Origin of the sequence: Clostridium pacaense (genome assembly GCF_020709765.2) — a bacterium.
In the GTDB taxonomy this organism is placed as follows: domain Bacteria; phylum Bacillota; class Clostridia; order Lachnospirales; family Lachnospiraceae; genus Enterocloster; species Enterocloster hominis.
The window spans coordinates 221199-242231 of record NZ_JAJFEB020000005.1 but is presented as its reverse complement, the minus strand read 5'-3'; the positions used below and the strand labels follow the sequence as shown (position 1 = coordinate 242231).

At 50.5% G+C, this 21033-nt stretch carries 21 protein-coding genes and 2 tRNA genes; 21 read left to right on the top strand and 2 right to left on the bottom strand.

What is annotated here, in order from left to right:
- Window positions 1–53: 53 nt before the first annotated feature.
- From LK536_RS41035 to LK536_RS41015, 5 genes are read left to right on the top strand one after another with little or no spacing between them, the layout of a single operon-like run.
- The gene (locus LK536_RS41035; RefSeq protein WP_227795930.1) at window positions 54–1241 is read left to right on the top strand and encodes an MGH1-like glycoside hydrolase domain-containing protein; all 1188 of its coding nucleotides are present in this window, start codon (window positions 54–56) and stop codon (window positions 1239–1241) included.
- Window positions 1228–2241, top strand: coding sequence for an aldo/keto reductase (locus LK536_RS41030; protein ID WP_227795931.1), 1014 nt, complete (start codon window positions 1228–1230; stop codon window positions 2239–2241). The genes LK536_RS41035 and LK536_RS41030 overlap by 14 nt, the downstream gene beginning before the upstream one ends.
- A 27-nt stretch (window positions 2242–2268) precedes the next feature.
- Window positions 2269–3432: an oligogalacturonate lyase family protein gene (locus tag LK536_RS41025; protein WP_227795932.1), complete on the top strand. Its 1164-nt coding sequence runs from the start codon at window positions 2269–2271 to the stop codon at window positions 3430–3432.
- A gap of 1 nt (window position 3433) precedes the next feature.
- Window positions 3434–5233, top strand: a complete 1800-nt coding sequence (locus tag LK536_RS41020) for a sensor histidine kinase (protein ID WP_025486892.1) — start codon at window positions 3434–3436, stop codon at window positions 5231–5233.
- A 41-nt stretch (window positions 5234–5274) separates the two neighbouring features.
- Window positions 5275–6864 carry a response regulator transcription factor gene (locus tag LK536_RS41015; protein ID WP_008717028.1) on the top strand — a complete coding sequence of 530 codons (1590 nt, stop codon included), beginning with the start codon at window positions 5275–5277 and terminating at the stop codon, window positions 6862–6864.
- Between the two features lie 71 nt (window positions 6865–6935).
- On the opposite strand, the gene LK536_RS41010 is transcribed toward LK536_RS41015, so the two are convergent.
- Window positions 6936–7196, bottom strand: coding sequence for a DUF4397 domain-containing protein (locus LK536_RS41010; protein ID WP_506092133.1), 261 nt, complete (start codon window positions 7194–7196; stop codon window positions 6936–6938).
- A gap of 7 nt (window positions 7197–7203) precedes the next feature.
- Between LK536_RS41010 and LK536_RS41005 the strand changes: the two genes are divergently transcribed.
- The 12 genes from LK536_RS41005 (at window position 7204) to LK536_RS40950 (ending at window position 16882) form a co-directional block, all read left to right on the top strand.
- Entirely contained in the window at window positions 7204–7767 is a 564-nt protein-coding gene (locus tag LK536_RS41005) for a hypothetical protein (protein ID WP_506092132.1), read from the top strand.
- A gap of 472 nt (window positions 7768–8239) precedes the next feature.
- Window positions 8240–9148 carry an Rpn family recombination-promoting nuclease/putative transposase gene (locus tag LK536_RS41000; protein WP_040379555.1) on the top strand — a complete coding sequence of 303 codons (909 nt, stop codon included), beginning with the start codon at window positions 8240–8242 and terminating at the stop codon, window positions 9146–9148.
- A gap of 173 nt (window positions 9149–9321) precedes the next feature.
- Window positions 9322–9816: an NADH-quinone oxidoreductase subunit NuoE family protein gene (locus tag LK536_RS40995; protein WP_227795934.1), complete on the top strand. Its 495-nt coding sequence runs from the start codon at window positions 9322–9324 to the stop codon at window positions 9814–9816.
- Between the two features lie 112 nt (window positions 9817–9928).
- Window positions 9929–10333, top strand: coding sequence for a DUF2500 domain-containing protein (locus LK536_RS40990; RefSeq protein ID WP_331472178.1), 405 nt, complete (start codon window positions 9929–9931; stop codon window positions 10331–10333).
- Window positions 10334–10422: 89 nt separating this feature from the next.
- Window positions 10423–10510, top strand: a tRNA-Tyr gene (locus LK536_RS40985).
- A 49-nt stretch (window positions 10511–10559) separates the two neighbouring features.
- Window positions 10560–10646: transfer RNA gene (locus LK536_RS40980), tRNA-Ser, on the top strand.
- Window positions 10647–10757: 111 nt separating this feature from the next.
- Window positions 10758–10919 carry a hypothetical protein gene (locus LK536_RS40975; protein WP_506092131.1) on the top strand — a complete coding sequence of 54 codons (162 nt, stop codon included), beginning with the start codon at window positions 10758–10760 and terminating at the stop codon, window positions 10917–10919.
- Between the two features lie 95 nt (window positions 10920–11014).
- The gene (locus LK536_RS40970; protein WP_506092130.1) at window positions 11015–11251 is read left to right on the top strand and encodes a hypothetical protein; all 237 of its coding nucleotides are present in this window, start codon (window positions 11015–11017) and stop codon (window positions 11249–11251) included.
- A 326-nt stretch (window positions 11252–11577) separates the two neighbouring features.
- The gene (locus LK536_RS40965; RefSeq protein ID WP_227795936.1) at window positions 11578–13038 is read left to right on the top strand and encodes a Na+/H+ antiporter NhaC family protein; all 1461 of its coding nucleotides are present in this window, start codon (window positions 11578–11580) and stop codon (window positions 13036–13038) included.
- Between the two features lie 55 nt (window positions 13039–13093).
- On the top strand, window positions 13094–14266 hold the full coding sequence (locus tag LK536_RS40960; RefSeq protein ID WP_025486902.1) for an NAD(P)/FAD-dependent oxidoreductase: 1173 nt from the start codon (window positions 13094–13096) through the stop codon (window positions 14264–14266).
- A 33-nt stretch (window positions 14267–14299) separates the two neighbouring features.
- Complete coding sequence (locus LK536_RS40955) at window positions 14300–16108, top strand: aryl-sulfate sulfotransferase (protein ID WP_008717008.1); 1809 nt, start codon at window positions 14300–14302, stop codon at window positions 16106–16108.
- Window positions 16109–16210: 102 nt separating this feature from the next.
- Entirely contained in the window at window positions 16211–16882 is a 672-nt protein-coding gene (locus tag LK536_RS40950) for a Crp/Fnr family transcriptional regulator (RefSeq protein ID WP_227795937.1), read from the top strand.
- A gap of 9 nt (window positions 16883–16891) precedes the next feature.
- On the opposite strand, the gene LK536_RS40945 is transcribed toward LK536_RS40950, so the two are convergent.
- Window positions 16892–17536: a GntR family transcriptional regulator gene (locus tag LK536_RS40945; RefSeq protein ID WP_034578211.1), complete on the bottom strand. Its 645-nt coding sequence runs from the start codon at window positions 17534–17536 to the stop codon at window positions 16892–16894.
- Window positions 17537–17759: 223 nt separating this feature from the next.
- Between LK536_RS40945 and LK536_RS40940 the strand changes: the two genes are divergently transcribed.
- Genes LK536_RS40940 through LK536_RS40925 form a run of 4 tightly spaced genes read left to right on the top strand, consistent with a single transcriptional unit; the run spans window position 17760 to window position 20909 of the window.
- On the top strand, window positions 17760–19019 hold the full coding sequence (locus LK536_RS40940) for a 3-isopropylmalate dehydratase large subunit (RefSeq protein WP_227795938.1): 1260 nt from the start codon (window positions 17760–17762) through the stop codon (window positions 19017–19019).
- Between the two features lie 12 nt (window positions 19020–19031).
- Window positions 19032–19547, top strand: coding sequence for a LeuD/DmdB family oxidoreductase small subunit (locus LK536_RS40935; protein WP_025486906.1), 516 nt, complete (start codon window positions 19032–19034; stop codon window positions 19545–19547).
- Between the two features lie 31 nt (window positions 19548–19578).
- A complete protein-coding gene (locus LK536_RS40930) occupies window positions 19579–20304 on the top strand; it encodes a GntP family permease (protein ID WP_268886861.1) in 726 nt (241 codons plus the stop codon).
- On the top strand, window positions 20289–20909 hold the full coding sequence (locus LK536_RS40925; protein ID WP_329602231.1) for a GntP family permease: 621 nt from the start codon (window positions 20289–20291) through the stop codon (window positions 20907–20909). The genes LK536_RS40930 and LK536_RS40925 overlap by 16 nt, the downstream gene beginning before the upstream one ends.
- The last annotated feature ends 124 nt before the right edge of the window (window positions 20910–21033 follow it).

The window sequence follows — 21033 nt, the reverse complement described above, 5'->3', positions numbered from 1 at the left end:
ATGACAGGAATCCGTATCCCTTCCTGTCCATGTAAGATAAGAGGAGGAAAGTCATGAATTACGGTAAAAGTGAATGGGGGCCAGTGCTTGACTATGTGAAAATGCTTCACGGAAAAAGCCAGTTCCAGCCCCAGGGCGTGCTGCCTTATCCATGGGAGGATATCGGCCCTGGCTACTGCTACGGCCCGGCATTTGGACATTGGGATGCAGTGCACATCGCCCTGGACCTTCTTGAGGATGATCCGGCCCAGGCCAGGTATCAGATTGACAACCTGATAAGCCTTCAGCAGGAGGACGGCATGATTCCAAGTATCATATGGATGAGGGAGGACGCCCCTGCGGACTGGGCGCCGGACCAGACCCATCCCCCGGTATGGGTATCTGCGGCAGATCTGATATATGGGAGAAACAGGGATAAGGCATGGCTGAAAACCTGTGCGGATGCCCTTGAACGCCAGGTGTCCTGGTTTGAACACAGCCGCAGGGCAATGGACGGAGGCTTTTATTATACGGATATTAAAAACCATCTCTGGGAAAGCGGCGTGGATGAGGGAATCCGGTTCATGGAGGTCCTGGAAGGGGAAAAGTCCTGTGTGGATGCCTGTTCCCACGTATATCTCATGTATGACCGCCTTCTGGCATGGCAGCAGGAACTGTACGGTATCAGGGACAGGACCCTTGAGGAAAAAAGGGATGGCCTGGGACAGTATATAAGGAATGTCCTGTATGACAGGGAAACAGGTTTCTTTTATGACAGTTGGTCCGTGGACTGTCCCAAATACAGGCACCTGTGCCTGGAAGGCTTCTGGCCGGTGATTGTGGGGGCCGCGGATCCTGAACAGGCCGGATATATCATTGAGCGCCATATGATGAATGAACAGGAATTCCTGTCACGGCACCCTGTCCCTACCGTCTCCCTGCAGGATTCCCTGTATGAGAAACGGATGTGGAGAGGCCCTGCCTGGAATTCCATGACCATGTGGGCTGCCAGGGGCTGTATGAGGTATGGCAGATATGAGGAGGCAGGGCGCCTGCTGGAAGCCGCCCTTGACGGGACTTCCCGGATTTATTCCCAGACCGGCTGCATCTGGGAATTCTATGATTCCCTTGGAGGACGGCCGGAACAGGTACAAAGGAAACCGCAGACCGGGTTTAACATGCCCTGCAGGGATTATCTGGGCCATAATCCATTGCATTACATGGCCGGGCTTTGGGAGGAGTGCAGGCATGCGAAGCGATAAAGGAATCCGCGGACAGGCGGGCAATGACCGGAGATACAGTTCCAGGTTCTGCTGTGCGGATGGTTCCCCCGTCAGCACCATAGCGCTGGGGACCATGTATTTTGGCAGCAGGATAAGCAGGACAGAGTCAGCTAAGCTGCTCCAGGTATATACGTCCCTGGGCGGGAACCAGATTGACACGGCCAGGAGCTATGCCAGCTGGCTGGATGGCCGGGACGGTACAAGCGAGCAGGCCATCGGCATGTGGCTGAAGGAACACGGGAAGAGGGAAACGCTTTTTATCGGAACCAAAGGCGGACTGATGCCAAGAGGATATAACAGGGACCGGGGCTGTCTGTCCTGTTCCCATCTGGAGGAAGAACTCCATAAAAGCCTGGATGCCCTGGGAACAGGATACGTGGATGTGTTCTGGCTTCACAGGGATGAGAGGGAGCGCCCGGTAGAGGAGATTGTGGATACCTGTGATGCATTGGTCCGCCAGGGGCTGGTCCGCTATGTGGGCGCATCCAACTGGATCACGGAGCGGATCCAGGCAGCCAATGCCTATGCTGGGGCAGCGGGGAAACAGGGGTTCTCCATGAGCCAGATACAGTTTGGATTGGGCGTCTGCACACCTGAGGCATGGGGGGATGAATCCGTTATCTGCATGAATCCTGTATCCTATGAATGGTACAGGACGGCAGACATTCCTCTGTACGCCTATTCCGCCCAGGCCCAGGGCTTTTTCAGCTTGTATCTGGAACAGGGGGAGGATGCACTGAATGAAGACACAAGGAAAAAATATCTGACAGAGGAAAATATGGCAAGGGCCAGGAGAATTAGGGAAGCCAGCCTGCGGACAGGGATTGATGTATCATCCCTGGTCATACAGTATGTGCTGACCAGGGAATTTGAGACCTTCCTGATCCTTGGGTGCAGCAAGGCGGCGCGGATACGGGATGCATTTGCATCCATGGACCTGCAGATACCGGAACTTCTGGATGTAAGGGAAAAAATGTGATATAAATGGTATAGAAAGGGGACAGCCATGACAGGAGACAGGTTTCCGTCAGAAATAAAAGAGTATACGGACCCAAAAAGCGGGCTGCGCATAAAACAGCTGACGGACAGACATGTGAATTTCCATATGTATTTTACAGATAATTCCTTTGATGGGGATAGTAACTCCATATACTTTTTCTCGGACCGCTGTAATGGCAGGGGTATTTATAACCTGTTCCATATGGAGCTGGATACAGGCGTGATGACCCAGGTAACGGATGAGCCGGAGGGGGTCTGGCTGAGCACGGCCACCAAGACAAGGGACAGCCGGTATCTTGTGTACTGGTCCGGATACCGTTTAAAGGTGATGGATACGCGGGAAAAGACCGTGAAGGTGGTATATGAGGACCATGACATGCTGGTACAGAATTTCTCGGTCAGCAGCGACAGGAAGCGGATTGGGTTCATACGCAATGAGGATGTGGGGGCCAGGCAGGACGGCGGCCCTAATTATTCGGGATTTAAGGATAAAATGTATGCAATCAAGGACAGCCGGATTTCCGTGGTCAACATGGATGGCACGGGTTTCCATGATGTGTGGAGGGATACCAACTGGCTGTCGCATTTCCAGTTTTCCCCGGACAATCCTTCCATTGCCATGTTCTGCCATGAAGGGCCGTGGAACTGCGTGAACCAGAGGATATGGCTTATCAACATGGACAATGGGGATGTGTGGCCCTGTTTCCGGCAGGGGGAGGACGACTGCGTGGGACATGAGTTCTGGACAGGGGATGGGATGATTGTGTTCGACAACCGGGGAGCCGGCCATGACGGCACCATTTCCTCGGACAGGACCCAGGTATTCACGCCGCCTTCCTCAGGAGGCAGGCAGCCCTATTTCGGTATTGCGGATAAAACCGGGCAGGTACAAAGGACGGTCCCCATGCCTTTTTACTGTAACCATTATATGGCCAATCCGGTAAAGGATGAGTTCGTGGGGGATGGAACGGATGATATCGTATTGATTCGTATGGGGACGGATGGGAAACCAACCCTCCGGGTGCTGGCAAACCATAATACCACATGGCTGTACCAGCACTCCCACTGCCACCCGACGTTCAGCTGGGACGGCCGTAAGATCCTGTATGCGGCTGATACGGATGAAGGACACTGTAATCTGTTTTTAATTGAGGATTGGGAGCAGGAATGAGATGAAAGGATTTGACACCGGCCGGAAAACGGCAATGAAGCATATACCGGTTATGTGGCTTTTAGTGATTGTGTTCGTGCCCGTGATGGTGGTGACAATCCTTATTATGGGCACTACGTTCCAGCGCATGTCATATAACCAGGTGACGGAAAGCTCAAGGGCCAACATGCTTAATTCGCTGACCCAGTCAACCAGCGTGCTTGACAGCCGTATGGCGGATCTGATGGAGCGGTTCCAGTACATTGAGAACAGCAGTGACATGCTGTCCCTTGCCCTTGTGATGTCACAGGAAAATGTGGACAGGGCCAAGGGACAGTATTATATCAACCTGAGGAAAAGCATTGACGACCAGTTTGTGTCATCCGGTTCCTTCCTGGATTCCGTAATCATTGATTTTAATGACAGCCGGTTCCGGATGTACCGGTGTGAGGATATACCGGTAAAGATTGATTTTAACTACGACGCATGGTATGGACGCAACCAGTCCATCTATAACTGGAGCTTTCTTCACGACGATACCATTTTCCAGGTGACGGATGCGGAAAACAACCGTAAGAACAACCGGGTGTTCTCCCTGTACAGGCTGTACGGCAAGCCGGGGCAGCCCGGACGGGGCGGGATTGTGTTTAATATCCGGGAATCCATGTTCCGGGATATGCTGACCATACCGGATATCAGTGAAAATGGATATGTGGCACTAATCCATGACGGCAGCCTTATACGCTATAAGGATGTGGATGAGTCTTATACGCTGTCGGCACAGTCCCTGCGCCGTCTCCAGCAGATGGCGGATGTATCCGCCGGAATCAAGGTTAAGAGCGTCTCCGGGCAGGAAATGATGGTATATACAAGGCATCTGAAGACAAATGGCTGGCTTGTGGCCGCATTACTGCCAACCAATGAAATGTTCCACGATGTGCGCACGATGCAGAACTCCATTCATTTTACCATGATTGCAGTGATTGTGTGCAGCGTGCTGGCCTGTGTGGTGCTGAGCCGCCTGATCGTGCTGCCCATCAAACGGCTGACCGACACCGTATCCGTTGAGGACGTCACTTCAATCGCCAATGTCTCCTCAGGCGGCGCCAGGGAGATACAGATCCTCAGCGACAAAATCAATGAACTGCTGTCCAGGGTAAGGCAGCTGATTGAACAGGTAAAAGAGGAGCAGGAGAAAAAGCGGGAGGCAGAACTCTCCCTGATGCAGGAACAGATTAACCCGCATTTTCTGTATAATACGCTGTATTCCGTACAGCAGCTCTGTGAACTGGATGAATCAAAGGAGGCCAGCGCCATGGTCCTGGCCCTGTCCAATTTTTTCAGGACCGGATTAAGCCGGGGGGAAGATGTCATAACCATAGACACGGAAATCAACCATGTAAAAAATTATCTTGTGATTCAGCACATGAAATATGGGGATAAATTTGAATATGAAATAGAGATAGCCCCGGATATACGGGACTGCCGTATCCTGAAGCTGACGCTGCAGCCCCTTGTGGAGAACGCGCTGCACCACGGCATACAGAATCAGGCCGGAAAAGGTATGATTACCATTACCGGGAAGCGTGAGGGCGGGCGTATCCTGTTTGAGGTAAGGGATACAGGAGCTGGAATGGCCAGTGAACGGCTGGAGCAGGTCCGAAAAAGCATGAATCAGGAAGAGGGATACAGCCAGGTAAGCTTTGGGCTGAGGAATGTGTATTCCAGGCTTATGCTTTATTATGACGGGGAAGCCGGGCTGGAGATTGAGAGCGTACAGGGGCGGGGAACGGTCATAAAGGTGTATATCCCTGTGACCTGAAATCCCTGGAACAGATTCCGGCTGTTGAAAAAGGAGGTTTTATGTACCGTGTATTGATTGCGGATGATGACGCCATCATCCGCAGGGGACTTAAAAAAACAATTGACTGGGAAAGCTATGGAATGGAAATCGTGGGGGTTGCATGTGACGGACAGGAAGCCCTTTCCATGCTAAAGGAGCTTGCTCCCCATCTGCTGCTGACTGATATTAAGATGCCTCAGATGTCCGGGATTGAGCTTATGAAGGAGGCCCGCATTCTTTATCCGGATATCCAGGTCATCCTTCTGACTGCATATGAGGATTTTGAGTATGCAAAGGAGGCAATTAAGCATAAGGCATGCGATTATCTCCTGAAGCCGTTGGCCAGGGAGGAACTTTTGGAATCGGTCCTGAACACAAAGAAGCAGTTTGAAAGCCGTATGAGGGATACCCACCGGAAGAATAAAAGCATACCGCTTTTAAGCCGCCAGTTCATCAATGACCTGATGGCGGGTTATTATGGCAAGGCCAGGATAGAAGAAGCCATACAGGAATTAGGGCTGAAGATATACAAGGAGAACCTGATTGCCCTGGACCTGCTGATTGTGGACTATTATGACAGGACCAGGGATCTGTGGGGGGAGCTTCTTAAATATGCGGTCTATAACTGTGTCCAGGAGCTGAGCCAGTCCGTGGATGGCTGTGCGGTAGAAGTCTTTCAGGGAAATGCAGACCATGTGTATATCATCCTGTCCAGCCAGGACGGGGGATGCGGCCTGGAGGAACAAGGGACAGGATTTGCAGGGAAAATCCGTGGGACCATACTGGAGGTGCTGGACGTGGAGACGGCGCTGGGAATCGGAAACCGGTATTCTGGCCTGGAACGGCTGGAGGACTCCATACAGGAAGCGTTCACAGCCTTAAAATACAGACATTTATCAGAGCGGGAGGGTTACTCCGTATTTCATGAAGCCGTGACCTGGGAATCCGGGAAAAGGGCAGAGCTGGGCGAGGGAAATAAGCTGCTTATCCAGAAAGTCCTGCTGGGCAGCCGTGAGCAGGCCCTGGGGCTTTTAGAGCAGTGCAGGGCCAGGGTCCTGAAGGAGGGAATCACCCTTGGGAACCTCCGCATGTGGTGCATCGGCCTAATCGCCCATCTGCTGCAGGAAACAGGGAACTGGAGCCGCCTGGAAGGAAGCCATGATTACTATGAATACTGTGACAGGATATGCGCCAGTTCAGACCTGTCCCGGATATTCGGGATTGTGGCGGACCTGATCCGGGATATCTGCGCAGGGGTTAACGAGACACAGGCAGACTCCAAAACAGTCCTGGCCCACAAGGCGGAAACGTATATAAGGAATAATTATCCGGACAGTGAGCTGTCCCTGAATGATGTGGCGGAAGAACTCCACGTAAGCCCGGTCTACCTGTCCATCCTGTTTAAGAAGATAAAGCAGGTTACATTTTCCGACTTCCTGTCAGAAATCCGGATGGAAGCTGCCAGGGAACTGGTGGAGCACACCAGCCTTAAGACATATGAGATTGGGGAACGGGTGGGCTATGTCAATGCCAATTATTTCTCCTGCCTGTTTAAACGGCGGTATCATGTGTCGGTGTCGGAGTATAGGAAACAGAAGGGGGTTATATGACGGGAATGGAAGTTAAAACTGCAAGGGACACCAGGCTTAGCCCGGTGTCCCTTTTAGGGCAGATGCGCCTATTACTGTACCGTTGTCTGGAGCCAGAAGTTAGAGCCTGAACCGGCCAGGGTAACGGTTGTGGATGTGTTGCGCTGGAAAGACATCCAGGTATCCACGATTGGCGTACGCATGTTGTTACCCCTGTAGATGGTTATGCGGTAGCGGCCTGGTGCCACATTATAGAACCGGGTGAAATCCAGGAAGTTTAAGTTAGATACAACCAGCCTGTTATTCACGTAAATCTGGATTGGGCCTCGGACCGCTGCATTGTAAAACCGCACCCGTGCAATGGAAACCGGGAAAACCGTGCCTGGGAGGATCACACCCCAGTTCCATGACCAGTCAGGGTTCACCACAGGAGGAATAGGCCTTGGAGGAACAGGTCTTGGGGGAACAGGCCTTGGAGGAATGGGCCTTGGGGGGATGGGCCTTGGGGGAACAGGTCTTGGAGGAATGGGCCTAGGTGGTGTGGGTCTGTCGGGTCTTACCGGTGGTGTGGGCCTGTCGGGCCTTACCGGAGGGTTAGGCCTGTCAGGTCTTACCGGAGGGTTGGGCCTGTCGGGCCTTGCCGGAGGGTTGGGCCTGTCAGGTCTTACCGGAGGATTCGGTCTGTCCGGAATAGGAGGAACCGGCCGGTCTGGTAAAGGAGCAACCGGTCTGTCCGGCATAGGCATTGCAGGCTGTGCCATCATGGGCTGGGTCTGCATGGGTTGGGCCATCATAGGCTGTGCCTGCATGGGCTGGGCAGTGCGTCCGGACATAGGGGCGCCAAAAACCTGGTCCTCCTCCGGGCTGTCTGTATATGGGATGATTGGGTCATACTCCTGTGAATTAACCCAGTCTTCTGAATAGTCCATATCAGATTGCAAATCATCAGGCAGCAATTCATCCGCCTGCAGGTCATCAGGCATGGATTCATCCATCTGCAGGTCATCAGGCTGTAATTCAGAACCTGCTGCAGGGTAAGGATAGAGGTCTTCCGGCACGGAAGGATAGTAGTCGTCGTAATACATACAGTAACCTTTCATAATACGCTTTGTCATATCTTATGCGGCGGAATTGGATTGGTGAGTTGGCTATGCGGTTCAAATAAGTTTCAGGACTATTTTACAAGTCTTGACGTAACGGTGGTTCAGTGATATTTTATAGATATGGTTCTCAATGGCGTTCTGCTAATGACAATCTTTAAGGGATATTCTCCCTGTGATTCCCAATGTGTGATAAAAGAATATGGTTCAATGGTCAGGTGGTGGTTTCATGGATGTGTAAAGCTGTATTTTCTTGCAACAGATGGAAAGATTGATTATAATAAAAGGAGATACATATGGATATAGCTGTGAAAAACAGGCAGACCGTCAAGCGGCTTAAAGAACTGACCCTGTTGGACCGCTTTTTATTTGCGGAAACCATGGAGGACAAAAGGAACCTTCAGTTAATACTTTCAATTATCCTGGGAAAAGAGCTGGAATTAAAAGGACAGCCACAGGTGGAGAAGGAATTGAGGACAGCGCCCTGGCTGCGCTCCATCCGACTGGATGTGTATACGACGGATGAGGAACGGCGCGTCTATTCAACCGAAGTGCAGAAAATCAATACGGGGAACCTGGTTAAGAGAAGCAGGTTTTACCAGGCGCTGATTGACGGCTCCCTTCTAATGCCGGGGGAGATTGATTTTAATGAGATGCAGCCCTCGTATCTGATATCCATCATGCCCTTTGATTTATGGGGATATGGGAGGTATAAGTATACCTTCAGGATGACCTGTCAGGAGCAGGAAGGATTGCTTTTAGAGGATGGGGCAAGCAGGATATTTTTAAATACCCATGGGACGAATGGGGAGGGAGTGGGCACGGAACTGATAGAGTTGCTCCATTATATGGAGCATACTACAGACCAGTCGGCATCCCATAGCACCAGCCAGCGTATCAAAGAACTGCACGGACGGGTCAGTCAGCTAAAAGCCAGTGAAGAGATTGGAGTGAAGTATATGCAGGAGTGGGAAGAGAGGATATATCTGCAACAGGAAGCCAGGGCAGAAGGCGAGGCAGCCGGTGAGTCCGTGAAGCTAATCAAACAGGTAAGGAAGAAGGCGGCAAAGGGCGTTACGGCAGAGGCGTGTGCGGATATGCTGGAAGAGGAAGTTTACCTTATTGAAAAAATTTATGACATGATTAAAGCAAACCCGGACTGGGATGACACCAGGATATATGAGACGTTGAAAGTTTCCAGATAAAGGGGGGAAAGACGCTTTTTGGAATGCACGAACCCCTGTCTTCATGATACAATGAATAGAACAATCCGGAACATCAGAAGATATAGATGAGAAATAAAAGGATATGGTGGGAAATTCCGGTGTTATGGTACGCATTATATCATGGTACACATTATTATGGAGAAGGAGTATACATGCAGTCAGGTGATAATGAAAAGACAGATACAGAAGTAAGGGAAATACTGGATTATTACAAAGAACTTCCGGAACGCGGTTCGCAGGAGGTCATTGTAAGCATGCTGAGGGAACTTCAGGACGTATGCGGATGGATTGGACCCTCTGTTCTGGAGGAGGCGGCACAGACGGCCGGGGTAAAGGAATCCCTTATAGAAATCATAATGAAACGGTATCCCAGCCTGAAGAAATCACCATATGTCCATGAAATCATTGTCTGCACAGGCCAAAACTGTGCATCCAGGGATAACCTTAAGCTGCTGCAGGAGTTGAGGCAGCGGCTTAAGATAGGCGGTGACGGTATCTCCCAGGATGGGAGGATATATATGAAAACAAGGGCATGCCTGAAACAGTGCAGGACAGCCCCTAATATCATGGTAGATGGGAAGATATACAGTGGAAAGAGTGTAAAGGAGATTGTTTCCATGGTCACGGGCCATGGCATGCATATATAAAATAGTCAGATTATATTAAACAAAATGTAAAACAGACCCCCATGCCGATGTGCTACTATGTAAATATAAAATTCTGGAAATAAACCGGAACAGGAGGGATGTACATTTGTTTATGGATTCGTTTTTCTGGGGAGGCGGTTTTGAGGTAATTTTTTCCCTGATGTTTGTAATTGTAATTGGGATGTTTGTGGTAGTGGCAGTAAAGGGGATTGGACAGTGGAATAAGAATAACCAGTCGCCAAGGCTGACCGTGCCCGCATCGGTAACTGCAAAGCGTACCAATGTGAGCCATCATAGGCATGCCAATGCCGGGGACATGACCGGCGCACATGGATTCCACTCCACCTCGTCCACCAGTTATTATGTGACATTCCAGGTGGAGAGCGGAGACAGGATGGAACTGTCCGTGACAGGCAGGGAATACGGGATGCTTTCAGAGGGGGACACAGGGAAGCTGAGCTTCCAGGGAACCAGGTATCTTGGGTTTGAGAGGCTGAATGTGAAGGCCGGGATATGAAAATCTGCATAAAACAGCAAAATAATGCATATCTGCACAGGTTACCGTGTTATAGTACATTCATCGGAAACGTAAGTAACCGATAACACGCGCCGGTATGCAAACGGCTGAAGCAAGCGGTCTGTAAAACCGTGACCCTGGTGGTAAACATTGTTGGTTCAAATCCAACCCGGCGCATGCGTGTATTTGGGAATCGGGTATCCTTTTTTTCAAATGCACCGTCCGGGCAAATGTGGCAGAGTGGCTGAATGCGGCTCCCCGCTAAGGAGTTGGCCGGGTAACCGGCCCGAAGGTTCGAATCCTTCCATTTGCGTACTTGACATGGAAAAAGGACTATGTATATACTGTAACTGTGAAATGTAGGGGTTTACCGTGCGTTGCTAAACGTGCACAGGGAATGGATTTTTATATACGCCCCGGCAAAGTGTATAAAGAATCGTGGAAAGGAAATGAGTGGATCATGGCAGTCAGGAACATCAACAGGGAATTGAGTTATGGGCAGTCCGGTGTCAGTAGTTATCAGTATCACTACGGCAGCGGACGTATTGGCGTAACAGAGAACCAGGACTGCCAGGGCGCCCATTAATACAGAATGGAAATATGGGGCCTCACAGCAGGCCCTTTTTGATGCAGAAAGAGAGGAAGATTATTGTGCATCAGACCATGTTTCCATTATTAGTAATGAATATACTTGAAAACCATGCCACAAAGGACCATCCCTTAACCATCACAGAAATTACGGATTTCATTAACCGGGAATTTGCCCCGTTTGCAATGGAAAGGGATAACGTGGTGAACCGTTCCACTGTCATGCGGATCCTGGATGCAATGGAGTTCTGGACAGAGGGGAATCTGTTTAATTTCCATGTGGTGCAGTGCGGGACGGATGGCAAGAAGATGTTCTGCCTGGAACGTTGAAAAATAGACAATCAAATGATATAAAGACAAGCGAACGTGATATAGGAAGGGCTCCCAGGCATCCGGCCGGATGTGGGGAGTCCTTTTCTTATGAAAAACAGTGGTTAATTATGCACAATTAGAACTGGATAATAAAACATATAATAGAAGTATTGACATTGGTTTGACGAACCGATGCCGCCGGATACCTGTATTAATGTCCTTCTTATATAAAAAAGATGGTAAGAAATTATAAAATTTTCATAAGTGTTGGAGCTCCAACATATCCATGGGAAAAAGCCTGTTATAATTTTAACTATCTTAAGGGACGGATTGGGGCGAAGGATATGAAGACAGAGGAAACCAAACTTACATTTTATGGTAAACAGGCGTTTGCCATGCTGCCGCTGGTGGGATATATACTTATCGGCGGGACATTTTCAGTTGGACTTCACTATTATTCCATGAAGGGGCTGTCTTTTGCGGCGGCGGTTTCCCTCTTTGCAGGATTTTTCCTCTGCAGGGAGAAGGACCGGTATTGGGACAGCGTGGTCCATGGTCTGGCCCAGTATGGTAATTCCAGGCTGATATTTGTATTCATGGTCATCGGCATTTTTTCCAAGCTGATGAATACAGGAGGGATTGGGGACGGATTTATCTGGCTCAGCCTCAAGCTTGGGATTTCAAGAAGCGGATTTGTGGTATTCAGCTTCCTGGCCTCGGCCATGATTTCCATGGGGGCCGGCGCACCCATTGCGGCCATGTTTGCAGTGATACCTATTTTTTATCCGCCGGGAATCCTGCTGGGAGCCAATCCTGCCATGCTGGCAGGGGCTTTGATCAGCGGTATTTTCTTTGGGGATGCAATCTCCCCAAGCTCACAGGTCATCAACACGACCGTCATGATACAGCATGACGGAGTGACGGGACGGCCTGCAGACCTGCTTCAGACATTGAGGATGAGGACTCCCTATATCCTGGCGGCAGGCGGGTTAGCCATGGTGGTTTATCTGATATTCGGGGGACGCGGAGGCACCATGGGGGATATTTCACAGATATCAGCCATGTCCTCACCACAGGGGCTTTGGATGCTGGTCCCGCTGGCAGTCCTGCTGCTCGTCTGTTTCCGGACCGGGAACCTGTTCATGGGATTGTCATTTGCCATTGTGTCAGGATTCGCTGTGGGGCTTCTGACAGGGGTTCTTGCCCCATCGGATATCGTGGCCATTGACTATGGTACCTCGGGACTGAAAGGGGTTATTTTTGAAGGCATCAGCGGAATGCTGGATGTGGTGGTTTCCACTATCCTGCTGTATGGGCTGATTGCGGTTGCCGTGGATGGAGGCATGATGGAGCGGTGCTGTTCCTGGCTTTTAAGCAGGAAAATCATGGGAACCACACGTGGCGCCGAAACCATACTTACAGCGGGAATCATCATTACCAATATACTTCTGGCAGGCTGTGTGCTGCCGTCCATCCTGATGTTCGGCAGCATGGCGGACAGGATTGGACAGGAAAGCGGCATATCCCCGGAGCGCAGGAGCATCCTCCTGACAGCCAATGCAACGAATTTCAGTTCCATCATTCCTATTAACAGTGCATTTGTCATGGGCAGTGTGACAATTATCAATGAAATGGTGCAAAAGCACAGCTATCTCCCGACCGTGTCCCCATTCCAGATCTTCAGTGCTGCATTTTACTGCCTGTTCCTTACAGGAATCTGTGTTATCTGGGTAGCCGTGGGGGAGAGGGCAGGCAAGTTCGGACACCAAAAGGCCCAGGGAATTTCTGCGGTGAGGGGAAGCTGATACGGGAGCCGATATGGTCAGGAACCGTGTTTTATGATAGAAAGGAGAGTTGGTTATGGACTCAGTTTATGATCTTATTATCGTTGGCGGCGGACCGGCGGGGCTGTCAGCAGCCATTTATGCCGGACGTTCCGAGCGCAGGACGCTGCTTTTGGAAAAGGGCAGCTACGGCGGAAGGATTAATGATACGTATGAAATCAGGAATTATCCGGGAACGAAAGCGGACAGCGGGCAGCATCTGATGGAACTGTTCAGGGAACATGCGGCCAGCCATCCCACGGTAGAGCTTAAGCGTACCACCGTCACAGGGGTCCGGAAGGAGGACGGTACATTCATTGTGGAGACAAAGCGCCGCGGGAATTTTATGGCGCGCAGCGTTATTTTGGATCTGGGCACCAGGCCCAGGGAACTGGATATCAAGGGTGAGAAGGAATTTACCGGGCATGGGGTCGCTTACTGCGCGACCTGCGATGCGGAGTTTTTCAAAGGAAAGGAAATCTATGTCCTGGGAGCGGGGGACCAGGCCATTGAGGAATCGGATTACCTGACCGGGTTTGCATCCAAGGTGACCATTGTAGTGCTTCATGAGGAAGGGCATCTGGACTGTAACGAGGTTGCCGCGGAGCATGCGTATAAGAACCCCAAGATAGATTTTGTGTGGAGCTCCACGGTACAGGAAATCAAGGGGAACGGCCATGTGGAATCACTGGTATTAAAGAACGTTGACACGGGCCTGGAAACAGAGGTGAGGGCCGACGGGCTGTTCCTGTTCGTGGGCATGGTGCCGCAGACGGAACTGGTGAAGGACATGGTGGACTGTGACAGGTCCGGTTACATTAAGGTCAATGAGAAAATGGAGACCAATGTGCCGGGACTCTATGCGGCGGGCGATTGCACCCAGACATTCCTGCGCCAGGTAGTCACCTCGGCGGCGGACGGCGCGGTTGCGGCGGTTGCATCGGAGCGCTATGTAAAGGAATTGGAACAGATCCAGGGAATCCTTGGTCCGGATTCGGGCAGGACCGCATTTTTATTCTACAACCCGTACAGCAATGAGGATATTGAGAAGACCGCCAGTCTGGAGCAGGAGTTAAGCGGACAGTGGAAGGTATACAGGCAGGATATCACAAGACAGAACCTGCTCTACAACAGCCTGAAGCTTAATCGGACGGTTGCGGGGGCATTTTACGATAACGGAAAGCTGGTTGAAATCAAACAGGCTTTTTAACAAATAATAATAATTCAATGGAGGATATGAAATATGGGACAGCCACTTGTTTTTCCACACGGAGTCACTGTTTACAACCCTGAAAAATGCTGGAGCGGTTATACGATTGTTCCGTTAATCAATGACGGCGTATTATTGTTTGATATGAACGGCAACGAGGTCAGGCGCTGGAACATGCACGCCATGCCGCCAAAGCTTCTTCCGGGCGGATATGTGATGGGCCTTTCCGGATACCGCCATCCTGATTATGGCATGCAGGACGGCGTCAACCTGATTGAAATTGACTACGACGGTAATATTGTATGGGAATTTGACCATTTTGAGAATATCGACGACCCGGGCAGGGACCACAGATGGATGGCGCGCCAGCACCATGATTACCAGAGGGAGGGAAACCCGGTGGGGTATTACGTACCCGGTATGGATGCAAAACCGCTTTCGGGCAACACCCTGATCCTGGTGCACCAGACCATCCACAATCCTAAGATAACGGATAAGAAACTGCTGGATGATGCCATGATTGAAGTGGACTGGGAGGGGAATATCCTTTGGAAATGGTCCATCAGTGAGCATTTTGACGAACTGGGATTTGACGAGGCGGCTAAGAACGTGCTGTTCCGCGACCCCAACCTGCGCGCATCGGACGGCGGCGTGGGCGATTACCTGCATGTGAACTGCATGAGCTATCTTGGGCCTAATAAATGGTATGACCAGGGAGATATGCGTTTTAAGCCTGACAACATCATCTTTGACTGCCGCGAAGCCAATATCCTGGCAATCCTGGATAAGGAGACAGGAAAGATTGTATGGCGCATCGGACCTGATTTTAACGCTTCCCCGGAGCTTAAGAAGCTGGGATGGATTATCGGACAGCATCATTTCCATATGATTCCCAAGGGCCTGCCGGGCGAAGGAAACCTGATGGTCTTTGACAATGGCGGCTGGGGCGGCTACGGGACACCCAACCCGTCATCTCCAATCGGCACCAAAAATGCACTGAGGGATTACAGCCGTGTGCTGGAATTCAACCCTGTTACACTGGAGGTGGTGTGGAAGCTGACTCCCAAGGAACTGGGGCATGCGATTCCCACGGATGCCAGCAAATTCTACAGCCCTTATGTCAGCAGCGCACAGCGTCTGCCCAATGGCAATACCCTGGTAACAGAAGGCTCGGACGGCAGGCTCATCGAGGTGACGCCGGACCATGAGATTGTATGGGAGTGGATTTCACCATATTATACGCACAATGAAAAGGGTCCGAAGAACAATATGATTTACAGGGCCTACCGTTATCCCTACAGCTATGTGCCTCAGGAGCCGGAACCAGTGGAGGTTCCCATTGAGCGGATTGACAATGTGACCTACCGTGTTCCGGGCGCAGGCGCGTTCGGGGCAAAAAAGGTGATTGACGTTGAGGGGACTTTGCCGTATTATCAAGATGTGGCCCTCTGTGTGGCAACGGATGACGAGGAAGACCTGTCACAAAGGGAAAAGGTCTTCGAGGTGGATACGGATGTATTCCATCCTGTCGATGCGGCCAGCTGGAAGGATGAGGTATTGGCAGTGGAGGATAAACCGGTGCTGGTACTGTTCGGCGCAGAGCGCTGCGTCCACTGTAAGGCCCTGCACCCTGTGCTGGAGGAAGCCCTGAAGGAAGAATATGACGGGGCATATGAAATCCGCTATGTGGATGTGGATGCAAACCAGGATCTGGTGGACACCTACAATGTGGGCGGTATCCCGGTCGTAGCCATATTCCGGAATGGAAAGGAAGTACTGAGGTTTAATGGCGAGATGGATTATGACGATCTGTGTGATATCCTGGACCGCCCATTGGAGTAGGCCTGAACCTTATATAAGCAGGGATAGGAAGAAAACAAGACATTACCAGAAGAGGAGCTGTTTGAAACAGCCCCTCTTTCGGTAGTTCATGGAGGAAGGAATATGCGCGATTTTTTTACAATCTCAGAGAATGCATGCAGGGTCCCCTTTGCAGACCTCTGCAAAAGAAATGAGGAGTACCGCACGTATTTTGTGCGCAGGACCTATGAAGCGTCCCAGTGCATACACCCCCAGGGAACAAAAATCAGCTGTTTCGGGATTGTGGAGAGCGGCATCCTGAAGGCTGTGAACAATACGATCAATGGTGTGGAACAGTGCCATTCTTACTTTGAGGCCAAGGATCTTTTTCCGGAATTCCTTTATTTTACCGGCAGGAAGAATTACGCATACACATTGATTGCTGAGAAAAAATCAACAGTTCTCTGGATTCCGGTCCATGTACTGGAGGAAATGCTGGAAAAGGACCAGGGACTGATGTATGCGCTGCTTCTCTATGTCTGCCAGCGGGGGCTGAAGGACCAGCTGTACCTTAACTGCCTTAACTATCAGACCATCCGGGAGCGGATTGCTTACTGGATTGTGGGACTCCACAACCTGTCTCCCGTGGAAAGCGTCCTTATGCCCGGTTCCCAGCTGATCCTGGCCAATATGCTCCATGTGAGCCGCTCATCCCTGAACCAGGAACTGAAGCTGATGCAGAGGGACGGATACTTTAAGGTTAAGGGACGGGAGATGTATGGACTGGACGAGGAGAAGCTGAATGCACTGCTTTAGGTTCATGGGTTACTGGGCGGCGCGGTAGCTTTTCAGGATGTTGTTCATGCTCCTGGTAATATGCTGTTCCATCATCTGACGTGCTTTTACCGTGTCCTTGGAACGTATGGACTGAAGTATCTGTATATGTTCCTCTGTGGACTGGACATAGTGGTCCAGTTCTGAGTTGGCACTGCCGGTGCTGGGGCCGTTCCATAGGCTCATCAGGAAATTATATAGTTTCTGGTTATCCGCGGCTGTCCAGATGGAAGTATGTATTTGCTGATTCAGTTCCGTGTAGTATGGTCGGTCCAAGGTGGATAGGTTGTCCGTCAGGTGATAAAGTCTGGCAAGCAGTTCCGATACATCCATTCCATTTCTGGCGGCCCTTACGGCTGCTTCTGATTCCAGCAGGATCCTCATCTCATAATGGTCCGTGATGAATTTCTGGTCAATCTGTTTTACGATTGCCCCTTTATTCATACGGAGTTCAATCAGGCCCTCTGCAGCAAGGGTCTGAAATGCTTCACGTACAGGAGTCCTGCTGACTCCAAGTTTTTCAGCTATCTCGGTCAGGCTCAGCTCCTGGCCGCTTTTATATTCTCCTGCAAGGAGCGCTTTTTTTAATATAGATGTAATCCGGACCCTTGCAGGCATCATTTCCAGAGATTCCATTAATTTCACCTCGAATGTTTTATCTTTATCATCATACCATACCCCCATTTTTATTGTCAAATGCCATAACTGAGTGTAGTATGAATTGTAAAATATGCACAAAAATATAAACAAAACTAAAAAATATATTGCATTATTTATTTAATTATGCTAATGTTTAACACGTAGATTGAATATCGTATACGATATACGATTTCAAAAAAGGGCAAAGGAGGAGAAAATAATGCATGCAATTGAAAAAATTCTTGCAAAGAACAGCGGCCGTACCCATGTAAAGACCGGTGAGATCATCACTGCAAAGATTGATTTTGCTGAAATCAATGATTTATATCTGCAGACCATTTATTCCTTTTACGAAATGGGTGGGGAGAAGGTCTGGGACAATACCCGGGCAGCATTTGTCTTTGACCATTATGCACCAGCGCCGGACATCAAAAGTGCGGCCAACCACGGGGAGATGAGGGAGTTTGCCAGGAAGAACCAGTTGAAGTATCATTTTGATACCAACTGTGGGGTCTGCCATCAGGTCATGCCTGAGGCAGGGGTTATTTATCCGGGGATGATCATTGTGGCCACGGACAGCCATACCACGACCCACGGTGCATTTGGCGCCATGGGCACGGGCTGCGGCGCAACGGATATGGCCACGATCCTGATGACGGGGGAACTGTGGTTCCGGGTTCCGGAGATAATCGAGGTACGTCTGGAAGGCCAGGCGCCCAAGGGAGTATTTCCAAAGGACGTCATCCTTAATGTCCTGGGCAGGATTAAGGCAGACGGCGCTGTTTATAAGGCCATTGACTTTACAGGAAGCTATGTGGACAGCCTGAATGTTGCAGGCAGGATGGTCATCTGTAACATGGCCGTGGAGATGGGCGCAAAGACCGCATATATGCAGCCGAACCAGGATGTCCTTGATTATGTGTCAAAGCGTGCGGTACGTCCTTTTGAGGTACAGGTTACGGATCCTGGTTTTGAGTACAGCGAACGTCATGTGTTCGATGTATCCGGTTTGGAACCTCAGCTGGCATGTCCGCACAGCGTCGATAATGTGGATACACTGTCCCATGTGATTGCAGAAGGGGAGATAAAGCTGAACCAGGGATACATAGGAAGCTGCACAGGAGGACGGGAGGAGGATATCGCGGTTGCGGCCAGGATCGTGAAGGGGAGGCACATACCCCCATACAGCAGGCTGGTGGTGGTTCCGGCATCTTCTGAGGTCATGCTTTCCTGTATGGAAAAAGGATACATACAGGATTTAATGAATGCAGGGGCAACCATAACCACGCCTGGCTGCGGCGCATGCCTGGGCGCCCATGAGGGAATCATTGCGCCGGGTGAAACCTGTATCAGCAGTACCAACCGGAATTTCCCGGGGCGGATGGGATCCAACCAGGCATCCATATATCTGGCAAGCCCGGCCACGGTGGCAGCCAGTATCATCAATGGCTGCATTACGGATCCGCGGGATTACTTATAGGAGGCAATATAGATGAATACAGAGATAACAGGAAGAATCATTGTTTTGGGCAATAACATTGACACGGACCAGATTTATCCGGGCAGGTTCCTGGCAATTACGGACCCTGGGGAGATTGGCAGCCATTGCCTGGGCGGGGTGGATGAATCCATTGCTTCTTCATTCCCCAAGGGAGGCATCGTGGTTGCCGGTACTAATTTCGGATGCGGCTCCAGCAGGGAACATGCGCCCATTGCCCTGCTTAACATGGGGGCGTCTGCTGTGCTGGCAGATTCATTTGCACGGATTTTCTTCCGCAATTCCATCAACTTAGGGCTGCCCCTGATTATATGTAAGGGCATAGGCAAGGAGGTCCATGACGGGCAGACGTTGAAGCTGGATATAAGAAAAGGCGTGGTTACAGTGGAAGAAACAGGTAAGGTTTACGTCTGCGAGCAGCTGGGGGAACATGCACTTAACATCCTGGAGGCAGGGGGAATCAAGCCCTTGATGCGGGCAAGGTTTAAGAAGGATGAAAAAGAAGGATGAACACAAATAGATAAAATAGGGGGATTCAATTATGCCAATGGAAATTGTATTTATAATAGGTATGGCCGTGCTCTTGTTCCTGTGTCTTAAGGTAAAGGCCAATGCATTTATTTCACTGCTTGCAACCGCGCTTGTCATGGGACTGCTGTCCGGAATGACAGGAGCTGATACAATCGGGGCCATCACAGGCGGATTTTCCGGAACCGTTAAGAGTATCGGCATCATCATTATTTTCGGAATCATGCTGGGCAATTATCTGGATGCGGCAAAGGGAACCAACCGTATGGCGCTGGACGCGGTCAGGCTGGTAGGGCAGAAACGTGCCGGACTGGCCATGGCAATCACGGGTTATATCGTATCCATACCCGTATTTTCAGATGCAGCCTTTGTCATCCTGACGCCGCTTGTAAAGGCAATCCACAAAAAGACCAGGATACCTCTGGCAATCCTGGCAGTCAGTCTTTCCGCAGGCCTGCTGGCAACCCATGTTTATGTCCCGCCAACACCAGGCCCTCTGGCAGCGGCAGGGCTTCTTGGGATTGATATCGGGCAGGCAATCCTGTACGGAGCATTTGCAGCGGTTTTCATGACCTTGTTTGGGTGGATTTTTGCAGAGATATATTTCCGCAACAAGCCTTCTGATTTTTATTCTTTCCAGGAATCTGGAAAAAGGAGGAGGGTCTGGATATTGAGGATGAAACAGACCTTCCGGGAACCATGGCAAGCCTTCTTCCATTGGTTGTGCCGATTCTTCTGATCCTTGGAAAGACAACATGTGACATGCTGTGCCCGGAAGGCTCGCTGCTTCTTACGGTCACATCTTTTATTGGGGATTCCAATATTGCCTTGGCAATCGGTGCGGTTCTTGCAATCGCAACCCTTGGAAAGAGGCTGGGCGGTAAAAAGGTGCTGGAAATCATGGACAAAACGTTAAAGGATGCCGGCCCAATTGTATTCATTACTGCCGCAGGCGGTGCATTGGGACAGGTGCTAAAGGTATCCGGCGCAGGTGACAGCCTTGCCACTATGGTAGTGAATACAGGGCTTCCGTTTATCCTCATACCTTTCGTGATTTCTGGTCTGTTAAAGATAGTCCAGGGTTCTGGTACCGTGGCCGTGACAACAGCAGCTACCTTGTGTGCCCCCATTGCGGCCAGCCTGGGCCTTAATCCAATCCTTATTTTCCTGGCATCCGGTGCAGGCGCAAGGGCCTGCTGCCATGTAAATGACAGTTATTTCTGGGTATATACCAACTGTATGGGATTTGATATGAAGACAGGGCTTAAGACCTTGTCCATCAGTAATGTGGTGATGTCCCTGGGCGGCCTGTGTGCAACCTTTATCTGCAGTCTATGGCTGTAGGGAGTGCGGAGGATGCAGATAAGATGAAAGAGGGGGATGTTTTGATCCGTTTATAAGATAAGATATGGTTTTATGCAGGGCAGCAGGGGATGACATCCTTGCTGCCTTTTGGATGCCGGGGATG